This is a genomic window from Erythrobacter sp. JK5, assembly GCF_018205975.1.
In the GTDB taxonomy this organism is placed as follows: Bacteria; Pseudomonadota; Alphaproteobacteria; order Sphingomonadales; family Sphingomonadaceae; genus Erythrobacter.
Window position 1 is genome coordinate 2,204,271 of sequence record NZ_CP073577.1, and the last position, 15,143, is coordinate 2,219,413.

General features: G+C 64.5%; 15 protein-coding genes, 1 tRNA gene and 1 pseudogene. 5 read left to right on the forward strand and 12 right to left on the reverse strand.

Going from position 1 to position 15,143, the window contains the following annotated elements; all coding sequences use genetic code 11:
- Window position 1: 1 nt before the first annotated feature.
- From KDC96_RS10640 to ftsE, 3 genes are read right to left on the reverse strand one after another with little or no spacing between them, the layout of a single operon-like run.
- A complete protein-coding gene (locus tag KDC96_RS10640) occupies window positions 2-532 on the reverse strand; it encodes a YdcF family protein (RefSeq protein WP_212448416.1) in 531 nt (176 codons plus the stop codon).
- On the reverse strand, window positions 529-1,473 hold the full coding sequence (locus KDC96_RS10645; protein WP_212448417.1) for an ABC transporter permease: 945 nt from the start codon (window positions 1,471-1,473) through the stop codon (window positions 529-531). The genes KDC96_RS10640 and KDC96_RS10645 overlap by 4 nt, the downstream gene beginning before the upstream one ends.
- Window positions 1,470-2,219, reverse strand: coding sequence for a cell division ATP-binding protein FtsE (gene ftsE, locus KDC96_RS10650; protein WP_212448418.1), 750 nt, complete (start codon window positions 2,217-2,219; stop codon window positions 1,470-1,472). Before ftsE ends, KDC96_RS10645 begins: the two co-directional genes overlap by 4 nt.
- A 154-nt stretch (window positions 2,220-2,373) precedes the next feature.
- Between ftsE and KDC96_RS16425 the strand changes: the two are divergent.
- Window positions 2,374-2,430: pseudogene (locus KDC96_RS16425) on the forward strand (zinc-ribbon domain-containing protein); the annotation flags it as partial.
- Between the two features lie 368 nt (window positions 2,431-2,798).
- Complete coding sequence (locus tag KDC96_RS16430; RefSeq protein WP_249172027.1) at window positions 2,799-3,380, forward strand: hypothetical protein; 582 nt, start codon at window positions 2,799-2,801, stop codon at window positions 3,378-3,380.
- 17 nt (window positions 3,381-3,397) lie between these two features.
- Here the strand turns inward: KDC96_RS16430 and KDC96_RS10665 are convergent, their stop codons facing one another.
- The gene (locus KDC96_RS10665; RefSeq protein WP_212448421.1) at window positions 3,398-3,637 is read right to left on the reverse strand and encodes a hypothetical protein; all 240 of its coding nucleotides are present in this window, start codon (window positions 3,635-3,637) and stop codon (window positions 3,398-3,400) included.
- A 198-nt stretch (window positions 3,638-3,835) separates the two neighbouring features.
- Between KDC96_RS10665 and KDC96_RS10670 the strand changes: the two genes are divergently transcribed.
- Window positions 3,836-3,922, forward strand: a tRNA-Leu gene (locus tag KDC96_RS10670).
- 116 nt (window positions 3,923-4,038) lie between these two features.
- On the opposite strand, the gene KDC96_RS10675 is transcribed toward KDC96_RS10670, so the two are convergent.
- The 5 genes from KDC96_RS10675 to KDC96_RS10695 form a co-directional block, all read right to left on the reverse strand.
- Complete coding sequence (locus KDC96_RS10675; protein WP_212448422.1) at window positions 4,039-4,965, reverse strand: AraC family transcriptional regulator; 927 nt, start codon at window positions 4,963-4,965, stop codon at window positions 4,039-4,041.
- Between the two features lie 103 nt (window positions 4,966-5,068).
- Complete coding sequence (locus KDC96_RS10680; protein ID WP_212448423.1) at window positions 5,069-6,106, reverse strand: transporter; 1,038 nt, start codon at window positions 6,104-6,106, stop codon at window positions 5,069-5,071.
- Between the two features lie 159 nt (window positions 6,107-6,265).
- Complete coding sequence (locus KDC96_RS10685) at window positions 6,266-6,661, reverse strand: cupredoxin family copper-binding protein (protein ID WP_212448424.1); 396 nt, start codon at window positions 6,659-6,661, stop codon at window positions 6,266-6,268.
- Complete coding sequence (locus KDC96_RS10690) at window positions 6,661-7,191, reverse strand: DUF4142 domain-containing protein (RefSeq protein WP_212448425.1); 531 nt, start codon at window positions 7,189-7,191, stop codon at window positions 6,661-6,663. The genes KDC96_RS10685 and KDC96_RS10690 overlap by 1 nt, the downstream gene beginning before the upstream one ends.
- A 70-nt stretch (window positions 7,192-7,261) precedes the next feature.
- Window positions 7,262-7,474: a hypothetical protein gene (locus KDC96_RS10695; protein ID WP_212448426.1), complete on the reverse strand. Its 213-nt coding sequence runs from the start codon at window positions 7,472-7,474 to the stop codon at window positions 7,262-7,264.
- 92 nt (window positions 7,475-7,566) lie between these two features.
- Between KDC96_RS10695 and KDC96_RS10700 the strand changes: the two genes are divergently transcribed.
- Both KDC96_RS10700 and KDC96_RS10705 read left to right on the forward strand, forming a co-directional pair.
- Window positions 7,567-7,932 (forward strand): DUF4383 domain-containing protein, encoded by a 366-nt coding sequence (locus KDC96_RS10700; RefSeq protein ID WP_212448427.1) that lies wholly within the window; start codon window positions 7,567-7,569, stop codon window positions 7,930-7,932.
- An 86-nt stretch (window positions 7,933-8,018) separates the two neighbouring features.
- Complete coding sequence (locus KDC96_RS10705) at window positions 8,019-8,687, forward strand: glutathione S-transferase family protein (protein WP_212448428.1); 669 nt, start codon at window positions 8,019-8,021, stop codon at window positions 8,685-8,687.
- A gap of 41 nt (window positions 8,688-8,728) precedes the next feature.
- Here KDC96_RS10705 and KDC96_RS10710 read toward each other — a convergent pair whose 3' ends face one another.
- The 3 genes from KDC96_RS10710 to KDC96_RS10720 are packed head-to-tail and all read right to left on the reverse strand — an operon-like array spanning window position 8,729 to window position 15,116.
- The gene (locus KDC96_RS10710; RefSeq protein WP_212448429.1) at window positions 8,729-12,532 is read right to left on the reverse strand and encodes a GMC family oxidoreductase N-terminal domain-containing protein; all 3,804 of its coding nucleotides are present in this window, start codon (window positions 12,530-12,532) and stop codon (window positions 8,729-8,731) included.
- Window positions 12,529-13,965: a metallophosphoesterase gene (locus KDC96_RS10715; protein ID WP_212448430.1), complete on the reverse strand. Its 1,437-nt coding sequence runs from the start codon at window positions 13,963-13,965 to the stop codon at window positions 12,529-12,531. Before KDC96_RS10715 ends, KDC96_RS10710 begins: the two co-directional genes overlap by 4 nt.
- Window positions 13,962-15,116 carry a serine hydrolase gene (locus KDC96_RS10720; protein ID WP_249171757.1) on the reverse strand — a complete coding sequence of 385 codons (1,155 nt, stop codon included), beginning with the start codon at window positions 15,114-15,116 and terminating at the stop codon, window positions 13,962-13,964. The genes KDC96_RS10715 and KDC96_RS10720 overlap by 4 nt, the downstream gene beginning before the upstream one ends.
- Window positions 15,117-15,143: the final 27 nt, after the last annotated feature.

Consider the following 15,143-nt stretch of genomic DNA (forward strand, 5'->3'; position numbering starts at 1 on the left):
CTCAATAACCGAACAGTCCGGCGACCCAGCTGGCGAGCAGCTTGTGATACTCGAGAAACAGGCTGGTCAGGCTCGGTTCGGACGGCACCGCGTCGCGCACCACCGTGACATCGTCGGGCAACGCCCGGTCGAGCTCGCGCGCGGCACGGCGCATGTGCCAGTCGGTTGTGACCAGCCGCAGCGTCTTGACCTTGTTGTCGACCACCCATTGCGCAGTCTCGGCAGCGTTCGAGCGAGTATCGACCGCCGCAAAGCCCAGCGTCACGCAACATTCCATTCGTTCGGGTGCCACGTCGAACTGGGCGGCGAACTCTTCCGGCTTTACCTCGCGGTCGACGCCGCTCACCAGCATCTGCCGGGCAAGCCCGCGATCGAGCACATCGAGCCCCTGCGCAATCCGGCCTGCACCGCCGGTCGGCACGATCACAGCATCGGTAGCCGTCTCCTGCGCCGGTTGCGGCAACCAGACCGCAAACCACAGGAAGCCGAGCGCCCAGATCAGGAACAGCGTAGCGACGGACCGCCGGATCATAGCATTCTCCGCAGTGCGAGCGCGATCGTGATGCGCCCCGTCAGCAGCGCCAGCAGCACGCCGAGGATCGGGATCGCCGCGATCACCAGCCAGTCGCCGAGGTCGAGCCCGCCGCCTGACAACATGCCGCTGTCGAGCGCGGAGAACTGCCGGCCAAGCAGCCACACTGCGGCGAGGCCCAGCATCAGTCCCGCTGCCGCGCCAAAACTCGCTTCGCGCAGCACCGATCGCTGGAAAATTCCGGTAACCTGCGTGTCGGTGCCCCCCAGAAGGTGGATGATCTCGACCGTCTCGCGGTGATTGGCAAAGGCGCTGCGCGCTGCCAGCCACACCGCCGCAGCCGTGGCGAAGGCGACCAGCGCAATCAGAGCGAGCGCGAGATATTGCAGCGCGGCGAGCGCATCGTAGACCGGGCGCAGCCAGTCCGACTGCGCATCGACCCGCGCATCGGGCACGGCATCGCGCATCAGCGCCTCGACCCGGGCGATCTCGCCGGCAGAGGCGCGGCGGGTCAGTTCGACGTCGATCAGCGCCGGAATCGGCAATTCGTCGCTGCTCGCGCCGGCACCCAGCCACGGCTCGAGCAGGTCGGCGAGTTCCTTTTCGGGAACGATCCGCACCGACTGGACCAGTGGATCGTCGGCCAGCACCTGCGCAGCGGCCTGCGCGTCGCGCTGGCGCGCTTGCGGATCGGCCTCCACGATCTGCACCGTCAGCGCGTCGGACAAGTCGGCGCGGGCGCTGCTAGCGAGATTGCGCAGCGCCAGACCGCCCGCGGCGGAAACGATGACCAAGGCGATCAGGATCGCGATGACCCAAGGGATCGGGCCGCCGAAGCGGGTCTGCGGCACCAGCCGTGCAGCGAAATTGCCGCGCAACGGACCGGCGCCATCGCCGCGCTTGCCCTGCGGCGGAATCCGGGTCGGCGGAGCGTCGGTCATGATGGCACCTGCGCGCCGATCGCCGACCCGCCGCTGGGTCGCGGGGGGAACCGCAGCGCCCCGGTCGGATCGGACAACCGCCCCTTGTTGAGCCGCATGATCAGCGAATCCGGCACTTTCTTGAGCAGGTGCACGTCGTGAGTCGCGACCACCACGGTGGTGCCGACGCGGTTGTTGAGCGCCTCGAACAGGCGCAGCAGCTTGAGCGCCATTTCCGGATCGACGTTCCCGGTCGGCTCGTCCGCGATCAGCATCTGCGGTCGGGCGATCACCGCGCGGGCGATCGCGACGCGCTGCTGCTCCCCGCCCGACATGGTCGCCGGATCGGCTTGGGCGCGGTGCGACAGCCCAACCCAGTCCAGCATGTCGGATACCGGCTTGATCACATTCGCTTCGCGGATCCCGGCAAGGCGCAGCGGCAGCGCCACGTTGTCGAACGCGGAGAGATGCGAAACGAGCCGGAAGTCCTGGAACACCACGCCGAGCCGACGCCGGAAATCGGGCAGGCGCCCCCTCGGCATGGTGATGACATCCTGCCCGAACATCTGGATCGCCCCGCGCGAAGGCCGCTGCGCGAGGTAGAGCAGCTTGAGCAAGCTGGTCTTTCCCGCCCCGCTCGCACCCGTGAGGAAGTAGAAACTGCCGGGGAACAGGGTGAAGCTGAGGTCGCTCAGCACCTCCGGGTCGGTGCCATAGCGCAGCCCGACATTGTCGAATTTGACGATTTCTCCCGGCCGGTCGGTCATGGCCCGGCCCTAACGCAGGCCATCGTCGCGGGGAAGTCTGTCATCGCATTGGAGTTTATAAGGACGCTGCAGTGTGGAAAAAAGGCGCGATTCGCCGATGTCTACGGCCGATGCCCTTGTGCGGGCGGGGGCGTGGGCTATTGCATTCGCCCGGATGATCATCGCCTGCCCTGCCTGCTCGACGCGCTACGCGGTTCCCGATTCCGCCATCGGCGGCGACGGTCGCACGGTGCGCTGCGCGAAGTGCAAGCACAGCTGGTTCCAGGAAGGGCGGCCGCTGGACCTCGCTTCGGTTGCCCCGTCCCCGGCGGCCCCGGAACCTGGGACGACCCAGCCATCGCCGCCGTCCGAACAGCCCGCGCCCCCGCCGTCACCGCCGCCGTCGCCGTCGCCTGAAAGCGCGCCGCCCGTTGCCGATGCGGCCGAACCCTCCGGGGGCGGCCCGTCGATCAGCCACTGGAAGACCGAAAGCCACCCCTCCGAACAGATCGCGGCCCGGGCGCTGCGACAGGGTCTGCCGCGACAGGAAGCCGCCGCGCCTGCGGCAAGGCCGCCTGCACCGGTTGATGCCAGCCCCCCGTGCCCGAACCGGCAAGCCAGGAACCGCCCGGTTTCGCGGGCGGCGAAGACCCGTTTGCGGACCATGCCGACATCGCGGAAGACGCCGGCTACGACGAGGGTTACGGCGACAGCGAGGTCTCGCAGTTCGATTACACCCCGCCCTTCACCGCGCGGCGCAATCCGCTCAAGATGTGGACCGCTGCGGCGGCGATCTTTGCCCTGCTGGCGACGGGCACGATTGTCGCCGTCAATTACTACGGCCTGCCCGACTGGGCGCCGTTCAACCGCCCGACATTCGGCCTGGGCCAGCCCGATCTGGCGCTCGACTTCCCGCCCGCGCAGCAGCAACCCGAAACGCTGGCGAACGGCGAGGAGATATTTCGGGTCCGCGGCGCGATCACCAACACCGGGCGCAGCACCGTGTCGGTTCCGACCCTGCTGATCGTGTTTCGCGACGCACGCGAACGCCAGGTCGGCAATTGGGTGGTGGTGCCGTCGAAGGCGGAACTCGCGCCGGGGGAAAGCCTCAACGTGACCGAAGCGATCGCCGACATCCCGCCGACCGCAGAGGTGGCTGAAATCGGCTGGTCGCCGGGTTGATCCACCCGGGGTAGCGTTCAGTTGAATTCGAACCACACCGTTCCCGCGGCATCGCGCGAGCGTTGCGGCGGAACGGCGCTTTCAGCGCTCACTTGCTGAACCGCGTCGCGCGGGCGGTAGCGGACAATCGCTGGCTGCAAAATCCGCGCGCTTGCCGAAACGGTCACCCCGGGCACGGGCCTGCGCGTGGTCTGGGCATCGGCCGCGACCGGCGCGGCGCTCTGCACGATCATCAGAAGGGCTGCTCCGGCGCTCATCGGCTATGGTTGACGCGCGATTAACCCTGTTCGCAAGTGATTTGGAAAGGTGGTCCCGGGCCGGGACACACGCGCGGGCGCAGTCAGACGCGGGGTCGCGATGCCCAGGTGTCAAAAGCCTTGCGGAAGGCAGGACCGCTTGCTAATGGCGCGCGCCTACCAAGGGGCAGCGCCGCGGCGCACCCCGGACTCCCGAGTGCGGTCGTGGCGGAACTGGTAGACGCGCAACGTTGAGGTCGTTGTGGGCTAACGCCCGTGGAAGTTCGAGTCTTCTCGACCGCACCAAAAAGTCTTTGCGAGTACCGAAGAATCCTGTTGGCGACTTTCCGGCGCCATGAGCACACTGGCTGTAACCGGTCGGTGGGGCGGGAGAGGCAGCGTCATCCGCGCCACTGGCAGGTTCAGCCGGTTCTGCGCTTCAATTCCCGTGGTGAGCAGCCGAACCGCGAGGTGAAGGCGCGGGTGAAGGCTGCGGGCGACTGGTACCCGGTTCCGGCGGCTGCCTGCTGCACCGAGCATCGTGTGTCCTCGAGCAGCGAGAGGGCCTTCTGCAGGCGCCACTCCGACAGATAGCTCATCGGCCCCATGCCCAGCAACTCGCTGAAGCGATCGGCGAAGCTGCTTCGCGACATGCCGACTTCGCTGGCGAGAAGGCTGACAGTCCACGGCTGTTCCGCGTGGCGATGCATCAACTGGAGTGCCTTTCCGATCTGGCGGTCGGACAGGGCCTTGAGAAGCGAGGTCATTTCTGGCGTCCGACCCACCCCGAGCCGGAGCAGTTCGATAAAGAATACCTCGGAAAGGCGCGTGATCGTCGCGTTGGCGACCGCTCCTTCGCTGAACATCCGGCGCGTGAGCAATCGCAAGACCTCGTCCAGCCACACTTCGCGTGCGCGGATCGAGGAACAGGTGAGCAGATAATCGGGCAAGGCCCGCAGGAGCGGGTGATCGGCACCGTTGCGGAACGAGAAATGGCCGCAGATCAACTGGGTCGATGCGTTCGGGTCTCCGTCTCCGACGACCAACACACCTTCGCCGTCATACTCGGCATCGGCCAGGACCGATTCGAGCGCAGGAGCACCATCCGCCTGCGAACAGGAGATCGTGTGCGACCTGCCGCGCGGCACGAGGATAAGATCGCCGGCTTTCAGTTCGACGCGGTCGCCACTGGCAAAGCCGACGAAGCAGGTACCTTGCACGCACAGGTGAAACCGCGCTGCCTGGTCCAGCTCGGGCACGGCAACCGCCCAAGGGGAAGACAAATCGGTTCTGAAGTACAGCACGCCCTTGAGATTGAGGGTGCTGAGAATGTCATCGAGGACGTTCATGGCCGGCTCCTCTCGGGTGGACCGGAGAAGCAACGGCTACCGGGCGACCCGCGGGATGGAGCGTCGGTGTCCGTCCCGCGGTCGTCAGCATGGGAGCGCGAGTTCAAAGGGATAGCGCCACCCCGAGCTTGAAGCGGATGTCGGTATCGTTCTGGATACCGTTGAGATCTTCATGCACCGGAATTCCCAGAGAGGAATAGATCGCCCAGCCATGGGCCGAGCTGTAGCGCAATCCGGGAGCGAGGAAGATCTGGGTCCCGCCGCTGTGCACGTCCCGCACCGCACCGACCCGCTCGCGCTCTTCCCACTCGCCGTTGACCTCGACGATTAGGTCGAGCGCCTGGTGCCGCTCGAAAGTCCCGTCTGCGTGGATGTGCGGGCCTTTCCCGATCCGCCAGCTCAACCCCGCATTGAACGCGAGATGGTCGCCCAGATTGGTATCCTGCGAGCCTTCGGTGCGAAGCGTGTAGAGCACGCTGGCGTCGAGCGAGACCGGGCCGAAGCCCTTCCCGATCGCCAGGCCGATGCGAGGATCCCACGAGCCAGAGCCGGGTTGGAACTCGGTTTCGAACCTTTCCCCGTCGTTGGTATCTTCGTCGGCGTTTCCGGTGGGAATGCTGAGCCCGGCGAGCAATGCGAGGCCAACGCCATCGGCATTGCGATCGAGCACCGCGTACTTCGCGCCTAGCTGAAGATCGCCGATCCCGGTCGAGCTTCCGAGCTGTTCGATCTCGGGGTGGGCGCTGGCAGCAGCGCCGTCGTCTTCGTGGTGCTCGGCCTCGCGAATGCCGGTCCGGATGAAGAACGGGACGGTCAGGCTCACGCTGAGGCGGTCGAGCAGCCCGTATTCCACATTGAGCGACGTGACATAGGCGGCATCGGTGTTGTGCACGCCGTCAAGGTCCATCTCGGCGAAGTCGAGCAGTTGCGCGTCGCGGAAGGCATCGTAGTCTTCGATGTAGAAATCGGTTCCGATGGAAAGCGTGCCTTGCTCGGGCGTAGCCGCGGTGATGGTCGTGATCGGGCCGGCCTGGTTGGAGGGGCCGGACACCGACACATGGTGTGCCCAGGCAGGTCCGCCCGATACCGCCCACAGGGCGATTGCCGGCACAATGAGAATGGATTTGGTATTGCTGATCATGGATCTGGTTTCTTTGCGATTGGGGGCATCCGGCTCGAAGCGCTTGAAACGTCTCGTGCGGACTTGAGAAAGCGTGGCCGAACCCCGGCTTCAGGACGGTTGGCCATGCAGGCCTGTCGATCGGTTGGGGGATGCGCGTGGCTCGGCCCGGTGTCGGGGTCACTCGACCACGATCTTGCCCTTCATGGCCGGATGATAGGCGCAGATGTATTCGATCGTGCCCTTGCGGGTGACCTTCAGGCTCCAGCTCTGGTTTCGGACGAGGTTGCCCGAATCCCATGCCTCCGCCGTCGCGGTATGCGGCGCGATATCGAGGTTCTTCCAGACGATCACATCGCCCGGCTTCGCCTTGATCATCGCAGGCAGGAACTTGAACTGTCGTATCTCCACCACGTGCGTGCGCGACCGGGAGCCGGCTTCCCTGGCGTAGGCCGGGTTGCCGTGGTCGGCCGCGAAGCCGACGACCAGGTAGGTCAGCGGAGCCAGCAGCAGCGTTGCATAGATCAGGAGGCCGCGCGCGCGGCCTCCTGATGCGGGGGTTGCCTGCTTCCGCATTACCGCAGCGCCTGAACCATCTGTTCGGCGTGCTGCTCGTGAACCTTGAAGACCTGCAGCGCAGACTTCAGCAGATTCTTGAACTCGCGATTGTCGACCGCCGGAATGAAGCTCGTTTCGACGGTCTGGTTGACGAATTGATGGTACCCCAGCTCGTTGGCCGCATAGGCGCGATCGAAGGCCGCACCATCCATCCGCGCCATTTCGTTGAGCTTGGTGTTGGCGCTGGCCGTCAGCTGCTGGCTGGTCGGGTTGTCCTCGGGCGTGGCGCCCAGCTTGGTCAGCAGCGCGACGGCTTGTTCGTTCACCGATTCGTGGTCGCGGATCATCAGCTCGGCGAACTTGCGCACTTCGGGGTTGTTCGATTTCGCCAGCGCCAGGTGGGCGTAGCGGATGTCGAGATTGCCGGCCGTATACGCGATATGCGCGATCTGCATGTCGGACGGGCCTTCCTCCGCCGCAGCGGGGGTTGCAAGGGCCACTCCGGTGAGAAGAACAGCAGCGGCCGCGTTGGTAAGCTTGCGGATCATTGGGATTTCCTTGTTTCGGTTAAGGGGCGTTCGAATGTGCGAACGCACAAGGACTGGCACTCCCGATCGATCAGGAAAATAGGCTCACCTGCATAAAGGACTGGCGGCACAGCACTTCGGACGATCGGCAAGAAAAATCGAAAAAAAGCGCGCCGCAGACCAGCAAACGACCACCTATCGGCAATGTATCGGCAGTGGTTCGCGACAGGCAATAAGTGCCGGCCCAGCGTTCAGCGGCCCCCATATCTTGCACGCGATCCGGAATGCATTGCGCAGCGTCCATATTTCCGTGCGCAGTCTGGTTTAGTCGCGTCCAACCGATCTAGCTGCGAGCGACATTCAACAACAAGTCACCGCCAGAACAAGGAACCAGACATGATCGAAGCAAAGCTTCTCGCGCGCGTGCTCGGCGCAACTTTCATCGGGGTCGGCCTGCTGGGCTTCGTTCCCAATCCACTCGTCTCGCCGGACGGACTCTTCGCGGTCAACACGATGCACAATCTCGTGCACATCGTAACAGGGGCCGGCTTCCTGATTGGCGCGTCGATGGGCAAACCGAGACATACCGTCATCGGTATCGGCGTCGCCTATGTCGCCGTTGCTCTGCTTGGGTTTGTGACGACCGGCAACATGCTGCTCGGCATCATCCACATCAACGAAGCTGATCGCTGGCTTCACGCCGGTTTGGCGGTGGCGATCCTGGGATCCGGCTTCATCTCGAAGCAGCGCGCGCTCGCCTGACGCAACCGCATCTGGAACGGACACCGCCGCCACCGGGGACCGCAGCCCCGGGAGCGACGGTCGCATCGACAACGCATCTCACGAACATGACATTAGCCCTTACACTGATCAGCCATGACCTGTGCCCGTATGTCCAGCGGGCGCTCATCGCTCTGGCGGAAAAGCAGGTCGAACACGAGCGGATCTACGTCGATCTCGCGAACAAGCCCGACTGGTTCGCCGAATTGTCCCCGCTGGGTAAAACGCCGCTGTTGCTGGTCGGGCAAACGGCGATATTCGAGTCTGCGGTGATCCTGGAATACCTTGAGGAAACCCAGCCCCGCCCCCTGCACCCGGCCGATCCGCTGAAGCGCGCCGAGCATCGATCATGGATCGAATTCGGCTCGAGCATCCTCGACGATATCGCCCGCCTCTACAACGCAAGGGACGAGACCGGGTTCGACGCGGCCATCGTCACGCTGTCGCAAAAGTTCGCCCGCGCCGAAAAGCGTCTCGTTGGGGCACCGTGGTTCGATGGAAATCGCTTTTCTCTGGTGGATACGGTCTTCGGGCCGGTGTTCCGCTACTTCGACACATTCGACAAGATCGCGGACTTCGGGTTCTTCGCAAACACGCCGAAAGTGGTGGAGTGGCGCCACGCCCTTTCCGGGCGAGACAGCGTCGTCGCAGCGGCCCTGCACGATTATGACGAGCGTCTCGGCGTATTCCTGGCCAACCGCGACTCGCACATCTCGGAGCTGATGCGGCGAATTTGACCGCAGCGCGAGTGGACGCAGCGCCAGGCTCGAGGAAATTCTCAGGCGGTATCGCGAACCTCTTCGAAGCCACCCTGTCGGTCGAGCCGATCGAGCTCTTCCACGATCAACGGCGTCACATCCCGGTGCGCGTTGCGGCCGATGAACAGGTCCATGTGACCGTAACCGGGAATGATCTGCTGGCGATACAGCTCACTGCCATTGTGTTCCGCCAGCCAGACGCGGGTGCGCTGACCGCTTTCAGGGTAGAAGATCTGGTTGGTCGCGCCCGACAGGAACGTGATCGGCAAGGCCAGACGCCGCGCCGCTTCCTTTCCGGTGTAGATCGCTTTGCCCTCGACATCGACGGCCAGCCCCTTGTGCATGATCTCGCCCAATTGCTTGAACGGCGACAGCGAGACCCGGCTGAACATGCTGCCGAGCGCCAGATGCGTGTCGTGGCCGAGCTGGCGGTGATCCCAGCTTGGACCGAACGTGCCGAACACGCGGCGGCAGGTCGGGTTCTTGCACGCCTGCCCTTCGGGCACGGGAATCTGGTACGCGACCGCATCGATCTCGTAATCCGCTTCGGTGCCCTGGCTGACGAAGTCCATATGCCCGTCGAGCAAGGAAATCTCTCCGAGCATCCCCGCGACGCCGAGATCGGCCTTCATGTAGTTGAGCCAATCGGTGACCGGATGCAGGGTCAGCTGTGAGCTGATCAGCGAGCTGACACCACTGACCCAACCCGCACCGATGCCCATCAGCAGGCTCATCGATCCGACGCAATGTGCGAGCGCCTGGACGCTGTCGGCACCGGTCACCGCGCGGATTTTCGTGACGGCAGCAGGCCAGTCGTAGCGAGCGATATCGTCGATGGTGAACTCGGGCGGATGCTCGGTGTCGTTGCCCGAATCCGCACTCGCGCGATAATCGAACAGCCACACGTCATATCCCTGCGCAACGAGGCTTTCGGTGAGGTTCTCGTCGACCGTGGGAGTCGCGAAGCTCGACGCGCGCACCGAGAAACCCGGGGCCAGCACCACCGGACCTCGCGCGCCGCCGCGATAGCGTGTGAGGGCGATGTTGACCCCGTCGCCGGTCGGCACGATGTGGCGCTCCGCAGGCGGAAGGTGCAGGTCGCGCAGCTTGAGTGCCGCCGCGTCCTTGCCCGAGAAATCGTTGAGCGTCGCCAGCATCCCTCCATAGGCGCGGAACACCGTCATCGCGAAAAAGCCCGCATACTTGGCGACGAAATAGGTCTCGATCGCCTTCTTCGCACGCGGGATCAGGTTGACGACATGGCCAACCAGCGTGTCCGCATCGTGGACGGTGATGGTGGTGAGCTGGCGCATGAACTCATCGATCCCGAGCTTCAACACGCCGCGCCCGATCAGTTTGCCGGTCGCGTCTTCGCCGTGGCGCAGGGTGACGAACAGCGTGGTCAGATCGGTCCACGGGTCGGACTTTGCGCTCCCTTGGCCGCGCTCTTCCAGCGTCTTGAAGCCATGAAAATGGATCGGTCCCTTGGGCCCCTCCAGCACCATGTCGTAGAGCATTTTCCAGCTCTCAGCCTTCTCCGGATTGGCGACCAGCAAGCGGAATGTGCCTTCGCGCACCGGCATAGGATCGGGCGCGATTGCGGTCAGCAGCACTTCGCCCGTGATCCGCGAACGGTGCTCCGGCTCCTCGATCATGCGGTGGAGATTGTCGGTCGTGACGGTCAGCTTGAAGCTGCACACGCTCTTTTCCACCTGACCCCATGCCGCACCGTTGGCGTAGTCGTCGCGAATGCGCTCGACATGGCCGCAGGGGCGATGGTGGCAACCGGTGGCGCTGATGTGGCCCGCCATGGTTTCGGTGAAGGCGAGACCCGGGCTCATCGCTTCGGGATGCTCCTTCACCAGCTGGCGGATCGCGGCCTTTCCTTCCTCGATCGCCCCGCTTTCGAAGTGTTTGGCGGCATGGGTGACAGCATCGGCAACGGGTTCGATGGCATGACCGCCGACCCATTTGGCGATGGAAAGCTTGAGGTGCTCGGGATGCGGAAGCTCTTGCGGCTCCGCTTCGTCCAGCTCTTCGGCAGGGACCTCCTGAGGCAGCGGCCCCTCCTCGCCGAGCGAATAATCGATGGTCCAGCCTTCGCGCTGGACGAGCTTTTCGACCGCGCGCTCGGCAACAGCCGTGATGGTCAGCAGCGGATTGACCCCGACTGCGCCCGGGAGCGCGGCACCGTCACAGACATAGAGGCCTTGGTGAACATCGGTGCCGCTGGTGCCCGCGAACACCCGGCAGGTATCGTCGACCACGCCCGAAGCGGCGTCGTCGCCCATGCCGCAACCGCCGATCGGGTGCACGGTGATCAGTTTGCGGCCCAACTGTTCGGACCATAGCGGGTCGGAGAAGTACTGCGCCTCGATCGCTTCGGCCGCCTCGCGCATTGTGTCGTCGTCGTGACGGAACGTCGCTTGCTGGCCATCTTCGGCCCAGCGGATGGTGATGCGGTCGTCTTCGAGCGCGAGTTGCCCTTGGGAGTCGTCCACGCTCATGACGAGATAGGTCAGCGTGCGCGACATCGGGCCCTTGTACGCCCATTCGGCGATGCTGCCGGGATCGGTCTGCACCGCCTCGCCCATCGCCTTGGCATCGAGCAGGCGCGGCTTGACCTGGTCGAAGCCGAAGCGGGTGAAGCCATCGGCGAGAGCCTCGCCGAAGAAAAAGGCGGGGCCGAGGCCTGCGGCGAGAATTCCAGGGGCGACGCCCTCTTCGATCACCAGTCCCTTGGTCACGTCCTCGCTGTCGCGCATGTCGATGACGCCGGTGATGCAGGGGCCGGGATAGGCTTCCTGTGCGACGTTGTTCGTGCCGACACCCATGGCGTAGATGGGCGCGGCGGTGACATCATCGCCGTCCTTGTGCGCCTTGAAGTAGCTGTCATAGGCGAAGCCGAGCGCATCGCCATTACCCGAGAAACTCTCGCCGAGCCGGTCGGACAGGGGCAGGCCCTTGTCGCGCGAGCGCAGCAGGATTTCGGTCGATCCGATCGCGCCTGCGCCGAGGATTACGTGATCGGCGGTGATGGTCACCGGCGCACCATCCTCGCCATTGTGCTCGACATGCACCCGCCACTGGTCGCCATCCCGCTCGATCCACAGCACCTTCGCCTGCGTGAAGATCTCCGCCCCGTGATTGGCGGCATCGGGCAGGTAGTTCATCAGCGTGGTGTTCTTCGCACCGACATTGCAGCCCGATGTGCAGTCGCCGCAATTGGTGCAGGCGGGCTGCGGGACGCCGAACTTGTTGGTCTTGTCCTCGAAGGTGACGTTGATCGGGGTCTTGTAGAAGCGCTTGCGCATTGCCTTCGCCGAATGCTCGAGCGCTTCGAGCTTGCCGAGCGGCGGGTGCGTGTCGGGATAGACGTTGGGCGCAAGCATTTCGCGCGCGCGCTCGTAATAGGTGTCGATCGCGTGCGGATCGTCGCGGAAGGCCGCGGGCCAGTGCGCCTGGTCGAGCAGACGCTTGTCCAGTTCCAGCGACACGTTGGCATTGATCAGCGAGGTCCCGCCGAGACCGCATCCCACCAGCGCATACTGATCGTCGTTGACGTGAACTTCGAACAGCGCGTCGGGCGATCCGATCCACCCGGCCTTGACGTTGAACTGCATCGCGCCCTGCGCATCGGCCAGCTTGTTCGGATATTCGCCGGGCAGCATTTCCTTGCCGCGCTCGAGCACGCACACGTCCTGCCCTGCCCGCGCGAGACGTGAGGCGGCGACGCCCGCGCCATAGCCAGACCCGACAACAAGAACGGTGTAATGCGATTTCGCCTCGGAAAGGCCGCGAGCGATACGTTTCTGAAGAGTCATTCCGCCGCCTCTCGCAGCTGTTCGTTGGATTTATCGAGCATCTGGCGGACGCGTTTGTCGGCCTCCTCGACAATGTGCGCGTGGACGATGCGCGAGAACTCGGCCCAGTGCCTGGAAGCCCGCTCCACCGCCTCGCCAGCCTCATCGACCAGCCGTGTTTCACGACCGCTGCCCTCGACCCGGACCGGGGCAATCGTGCCGTCGGTCGGATCGTTGAACAGCCGCAGCGATGCGACCTCCAGATCGTCCGAAACCAGCATCGCCGCACAGCCCTGCACCGGCATCAGCGTCGGCTCGTCGAGCACCCAGCCGCCGGTGTTGAAGATGCCGACGGGGACGTCGCAACCATCGACCAGCAGCTCGTCCTGGAATGGCTTGTGCGTATGGCCGAATATGAAGGACAGCTCGCGCGGCGTGTACGCCAGTTCCTGACGCATTTGCTCAGCCAGAGGCTTGCCGAGATACCAGCCGATATCCTCGATCTCGGCTTCGCCAAGCACGTGTCCATAGCCGTCGCGCTGGCGCTCGGCGGCACGACCCGCCGTCAGATCGACCGCAGCGCGGATCAAATTGTCTAGCGTAACCCCATATTTGAGTTCCATCTTCGGGTCGATGCCGAGCCTGGAATGCAGGCCACCGGTCACCCGCCGCGCAATGCTTTCGGCGAAGTCGTGGCTGGCGCCCGCGCTCAGCATCGTCCCATAGAGCGAACCGGCTTCGCCGCCGATCTCGCCCGCGCTGCCGAGGTCGGACCACAGGAAATCGATCCACGGCCCGTTCTCCTGCTCCAGCTGACGCATCGTGGCAGGACGCGGATCGCCATCGCCGAGAAAGCCCCGCACATGCGAGAGCGCGCGGTACATGCCGTCGAGATAGTGCCCGTGATGCATGACCACTGCGCGTCCTGAACCGGCATCGTGTAGTCCCCAGTTCGGGTAGGCGATCCTCACCGATGCGTCCTGCAAATGCGGCCGGTGAGCGATGAGCGATTCCATCATCCGGCAGCGATGCGAGGGCGTTCCGAAGATGGTCGTCACCGCATCGAGATCGCCGGGAATCTGCCCGCCCGCGATCGCGCTGACGAAGCCATGGTCCTGCGCCATGCGCCACAAATGGTGGTCATGGTTGCCAGCGACATAGATGATTTCGCGGTCGAACAGGTCGGTGCCATCCGCAGGGAAGAATGCGTCAAGCAGTTGGAGAAAGCTCTTCGACACGTCGCCGAACGGCGAGAGGCCCAGGTCGAGCGCATCGCCGAGCAAGACGAGTTGCGGCTTTTCTTGATCGGCCAAAGTCTCACGCATACCGTTGGCGAAGGCGGCAAGCACTTCGCACGGACCGTCAGCAATCTCGCCGCTTCCGTGCACATGGGTCAGCAGGCTGTCGCGCGCACCGAGGTGTAGATCGGACAGGACGACGTGGCGAATGCTCATGAGCGGTTCTCCAGGCAGGCATAAAAGGCTTCGCGCACCGTCTTTTCGCGGGGATCGTCCCACTTGCCGGTGCCAAGTGTGTTGGTGATCCAGGCGTAGGCAACGCCGTCTTCGGGGTCACAAAACGCCAGAGAACCGCCGACCGCGAAGCTGCCGAAGGCGCTGCGGGTCCGGGCGAATTCCCATTCACTGAACGGCTTTTCGAAGCCGTAGGAATAGTACATGTCGGCGGTCAGGACCTGATCCTTGAGCCCCTTGCGCGGGTAAGGATGGCCGGCGGAAAGGTTGGCCATGACTTCGGGCGTCACACCCAGCTTGTCACCACCCTCGGCGAAAGCACCGTAGAGCGCAGCCAGCCCGCGCGCCGACGCCATCCCACCGGCCGCGCCCTGCCCCACACGCCAGAACGCTTCGTTGTCGAGCGCCCCCGGCCCTTCGAGGACCAGCGGATTGTTGAGCGTGCGGAAGGCGAGCGTGCCCGGCAGGCACATCTTCAAGGTGAGCGCCCATGGCATCGTGGTATGGTGGAAGAACAGATCCTGCATCCCGAACCCTTCGATCCGCGCGATCCGATCGCGGTCGAAATTTTCGGGCAGGCCGACGAAAACATCGGCCCCAATCGGCCCGGCGATCTCCTCGGCGAAGAATTGCGGCAGGCGGCGTCCAGCCGGGTCGCGGCGATGGATCAGCTCGCTGGCGATCCATCCGAGCGTGTAAGCGTGGTTCCCGGAATGATCGCCCGGCGCCCAGTTGGGCTTCTGTTCGGCGATAGCCGCGCAGATCGCCGCTTCGTCGCCGATATTTTCGAGCGTGAGCCTGGTGTCGATCGCGGCAAGACCCGCCTGCTCGGACAGCGCCTCGCCCACCGATACTGCGCCCTTTCCGTGAGCGGCAAATTCCGGCCAGATGTCGGCAACACGCTCGTCGTACGTGAACAGCCCGCGCGAAACCGCCACGGCGGCAGCCATCCCCGTCAGCCCCTTGGTCAACGAATAGACCAGCGCGATATCGTCGGCTTCCCAGACACGATTGCGCGACTGGTCTTTCCATCCGCCGTGAAGATCCACCAGCGTCTTGCCGCGATGCATAATCGTGCACGCCGCACCCAGTGCCGCGCCCGAAGCGATCGATGCCTGGAAAGCATGGGCCACCGGTTCGAAGCCCGCGGCAACGTAGCC

Coding starts and splice junctions, on each gene's coding strand:
- KDC96_RS10640 (WP_212448416.1), bottom strand. CDS start 532: ATGATCCGGCGGTCCGTCGCTACGCTGTTCCTGATCTGGGCGCTCGGC.
- KDC96_RS10645 (WP_212448417.1), bottom strand. CDS start 1,473: ATGACCGACGCTCCGCCGACCCGGATTCCGCCGCAGGGCAAGCGCGGC.
- ftsE (WP_212448418.1), bottom strand. CDS start 2,219: ATGACCGACCGGCCGGGAGAAATCGTCAAATTCGACAATGTCGGGCTG.
- KDC96_RS10665 (WP_212448421.1), bottom strand. CDS start 3,637: ATGAGCGCCGGAGCAGCCCTTCTGATGATCGTGCAGAGCGCCGCGCCG.
- KDC96_RS10675 (WP_212448422.1), bottom strand. CDS start 4,965: ATGAACGTCCTCGATGACATTCTCAGCACCCTCAATCTCAAGGGCGTG.
- KDC96_RS10680 (WP_212448423.1), bottom strand. CDS start 6,106: ATGATCAGCAATACCAAATCCATTCTCATTGTGCCGGCAATCGCCCTG.
- KDC96_RS10685 (WP_212448424.1), bottom strand. CDS start 6,661: ATGCGGAAGCAGGCAACCCCCGCATCAGGAGGCCGCGCGCGCGGCCTC.
- KDC96_RS10690 (WP_212448425.1), bottom strand. CDS start 7,191: ATGATCCGCAAGCTTACCAACGCGGCCGCTGCTGTTCTTCTCACCGGA.
- KDC96_RS10695 (WP_212448426.1), bottom strand. CDS start 7,474: ATGGACGCTGCGCAATGCATTCCGGATCGCGTGCAAGATATGGGGGCC.
- KDC96_RS10700 (WP_212448427.1), top strand. CDS start 7,567: ATGATCGAAGCAAAGCTTCTCGCGCGCGTGCTCGGCGCAACTTTCATC.
- KDC96_RS10705 (WP_212448428.1), top strand. CDS start 8,019: ATGACATTAGCCCTTACACTGATCAGCCATGACCTGTGCCCGTATGTC.
- KDC96_RS10710 (WP_212448429.1), bottom strand. CDS start 12,532: ATGACTCTTCAGAAACGTATCGCTCGCGGCCTTTCCGAGGCGAAATCG.
- KDC96_RS10715 (WP_212448430.1), bottom strand. CDS start 13,965: ATGAGCATTCGCCACGTCGTCCTGTCCGATCTACACCTCGGTGCGCGC.